We start from the raw sequence: 3,213 nt of genomic DNA, 5'->3' as shown, positions 1-3,213 counted from the left end.
CGCTCCAAGCTTATCGGCTACGGTCCGATGATCGCGAGGCAACGCGGGATGTGGTGGGCCGGCTGGGGCTCGAACCCAGGACCCTCTGATTAAAAGTCAGATGCTCTACCGACTGAGCTACCGGCCCACATTTCTTCTCTTCAATGCAAATTTGGGGGCGCACATTCCGATGCCTGTAAATTCAGAGCCGCGCATAATAGTCATTCAAGGCCCGATTGTCAACTGTGAAACAGGATCCTTGTCTTGCAGAGCGGCGATTCATTGGTCTTTCCCCGCGCATCCTTTCTGCAGCAAGGCGTGGAGCTTGTCAACGGTTTCAGCGTACTCCGGTTTTTCGGCCACGTTGACGTTCTCTGCCGGGTCCTTTGCGTGATCGTAGAGCATGCGCTGCTTGCCCGACTGATATTCAGTATAGGTATAATCCCGGGTAACCACAAACCTGCCGCCCTTCTGCCAAGTCGCGAACGCCGCTCCCTTCCCCGGTGCCCGGGGATCGCGCAGAATCGGAACCATGCTTTTACCGGCCAGATGTTCCGGCTGTTCTATCCCGGCCAGTTCGCACAGGGTCGGATATAGATCGACCAGTTCGACAATTGCGTCGGTTTTGACGCCCTTTTGAAATCCTGGCGCACTGGAAAGGCGATTGAGACGTGTTGGCCTCGACGCGGCCGGATCCCACTCCATGCGAGGACTGAAGCGGCAGCATGAGACCCAGTCTCGTCCTGATTGCAGGCCCTATCGACAAAAAAAATGCACACGGCAAGCAGCGCATTTGTCTCATCTTTCGGCAGTGACCCTTTTCAGCGGATCTGCACCTTCTTCGGCCAGCACGGCATCCAGCCCCACCTCAAGCTTGCGGCGCATCCGGTCCGGGTCGGCCTCGCTGTTGGTATCTTCGGCGTCAACGAAAGACAACGCGCGGCGCCATTGGAATTCAGCCTCGCGTTCGCGGCCAACGGCCCAATACACGTCCCCCAGATGGTCATTTACAACCGGGTCTACCGGCATCAATTCACTTGCGCGCTCCATCTGCACCACCGCTTCGTCGTAGCGGCCCAGACGGTACAGGACCCAGCCCAGTGAATCGACCATATACCCCGACGCAGGGCTTGCAGCGACAGCACGTTCAATCATGTTCAACGCTTCATCCAGATTGCGCCCCTGTTCGACGAGCGAATAGCCAAGATAGTTCAAAACCTGCGGCTGGTCCGGGTTGATCGCAAGAGCGGCGCGAAAATCCTTTTCGGCACTTTCGCCATCACCACTGCGTTCTTCAGCGACACCCCGCGCATAAAACAACACCCACCGCTGCGGTTTCGTGTCAGGCGTCAGTTCGATCGCAAGGTCATAGGATTTTATCGCACCGTCATGGTCGTCCTGCGCGCGCAAGACATCGCCCAACGCGAAATGCACCGACGGCATATCTCCGTGGCTGCGGATCAGCTGTTGCAATACCTCGATGGCCTGTTCCGGCCTATCGGCCTGGCGCAGCGCAGCGGCCCGGCCCAGTTCGGCAGCATGATAGACGGGGTTGTTGGCGGGGACATCCTGCAGTTCCTGGATCGCCAGATCATATTGCCCAAGGCTTTTCAGCAGGTCTGCGGTCAGCAACAGCGCATCAATGTGATCGGGCCGCAGGAAACGGGCAATGCGCGCATAGTGCAAAACGTCATCATCTGCGGCGGATTCCTGGCGTAAAGCGGTAGCAAAGTCAAAGAACACCTCGGCAATACCTGTCTTGGCATCGGTGATCCGGGCGAAAGTTACGGGCTGGTCGCTTTGAAGGGCGGTGATCAGCGTTTCGATTTCGGGGTCAATGGTGCCGCCAAAGCTGGCCGTCAACAACGCGATCGCCTGCTCCTTGCGGCCCAACTGCCCCAATATCTCTGCGCGTATGACCACACCGCGCCGCGTCTGCGCGGCAGTTCCGGCCATACCAGAGGCTAAAATTGTCTCAGCCCCCTCGAAATCGCCGACGGACGCAAGGGCAAGGGCTTTGTGATACATCACCAACACCTTAATGCCCGCCACATTGCTGAGTTCATCAAACTGAATGATGGCGGTGACCATGTCGCCCCGGCCAACGTAGGCCCATGCCTTGATCAACCCGTCGACCCAGGGGCCAATGCCAGCTTCGTGGCCCACCTGCGCGATCAGTCCCTGATAATCTTCAGCCTGCGCCATACCCGCTGTCGTGACCAGATAGGCCACCTGAGAGCGTTGATTGTTCGCCTCGAGGAACTTGGTCAAAGGCACCGCCTTGGCGACATCGCCCAATGACAGGTAGGCCAGGATCGCACCTTCCAAAAACTCTGGGCTTCGTGAATCGCCCGCCAGAGCTTGTGAGTAATACTTTGCGGCTTCGGCAAAATCGTAGCCCATAGCAGCTTGACGTCCGGCAAGGTATGCGCCTGACGCAGATTGGGCCGCGACAGGCGCCCCTGCAGTTGTACCAAGTGCGATCAAACCTACAGTAAAAAGAAGATTGCGGATCATTTGGCACGTCTCATTTCGGTTGATTGGTATTCTATACCGCGTCTATTCCAAAACCCGAAACTTCTCCTGGTTTATGACGCGAAAGTTGTCTCAAATCGTGTCGCACAAGTGGCGGCATTGCCCCCGCAACAAAGACAAGCCTCACCGGGCAGCTATCGCACTTCGACAAACAACCGATCAAGACATCGACAACTTAATTGCTGATCATCCCGCCGTTTACCGCGCCAATTGTTGTCGTCACGATATTCCCAATACTTCCGTTCAGACTGTCAATCTGCATTCAAAACTGACCCAGCGTGATCATTTAAAAATGACCCACCTCAGGGGGAGCAAAGCCCACAGGCGAGCGGCCCCCATATAGCAGGCTCGTCTGTGGGCTTTGCTTTTTCAGGTTTAGGATTTTGTTCGAGATTTGCTTTGGGCGAAACGGTAAGATGTGTTGCCGGTCTCGATGATGCTGCAATGGTGAGTGACCCGATCAAGCAGCGCGGTGGTCATCTTGGCATCGCCAAACACTGAGACCCACTCACCGAACTCGAGGTTGGTGGTGATGATGACACTGGTGGTTTCATACAGCTTGCTGATCAAGTGAAACAGCAGCGACCCGCCGGATTTCGGAAACGGGATATAGCCAAGTTCATCGATGATGACGCAATCCAGAGCGGTCAGTTGCTTGATGATCTTCCCTGTGTTTCCCTCGGCCTGCTCTGCGATGAG

At 56.3% G+C, this 3,213-nt stretch carries 3 protein-coding genes and 1 tRNA gene; all 4 read right to left on the bottom strand.

The window, feature by feature from the left end; all coding sequences use genetic code 11:
- Positions 1–51: 51 nt before the first annotated feature.
- A tRNA-Lys gene (locus R6T97_RS03805) sits at positions 52–127 on the bottom strand.
- A 131-nt stretch (positions 128–258) separates the two neighbouring features.
- A complete protein-coding gene (locus R6T97_RS03800; protein WP_410347972.1) occupies positions 259–684 on the bottom strand; it encodes a sulfatase/phosphatase domain-containing protein in 426 nt (141 codons plus the stop codon).
- A 93-nt stretch (positions 685–777) separates the two neighbouring features.
- Positions 778–2,496, bottom strand: coding sequence for a tetratricopeptide repeat protein (locus R6T97_RS03795; RefSeq protein ID WP_410347971.1), 1,719 nt, complete (start codon positions 2,494–2,496; stop codon positions 778–780).
- A 393-nt stretch (positions 2,497–2,889) separates the two neighbouring features.
- Positions 2,890–3,213 (bottom strand): ATP-binding protein (locus R6T97_RS03790; RefSeq protein ID WP_410347970.1); only part of this gene is annotated, 324 nt, incomplete at its 5' end.

Origin of the sequence: Yoonia sp. (genome assembly GCF_046498525.1) — a bacterium.
In the GTDB taxonomy this organism is placed as follows: Bacteria; Pseudomonadota; Alphaproteobacteria; order Rhodobacterales; family Rhodobacteraceae; genus Yoonia.
This window is presented reverse-complemented; position numbering and strand designations above follow the sequence as displayed.

What these genes read in the sequence shown, in the direction of transcription:
- R6T97_RS03800 (WP_410347972.1), bottom strand. Translation starts at nt 684, where the DNA reads ATGGAGTGGGATCCGGCCGCGTCGAGGCCAACACGTCTCAATCGCCTT.
- R6T97_RS03795 (WP_410347971.1), bottom strand. Translation starts at nt 2,496, where the DNA reads ATGATCCGCAATCTTCTTTTTACTGTAGGTTTGATCGCACTTGGTACA.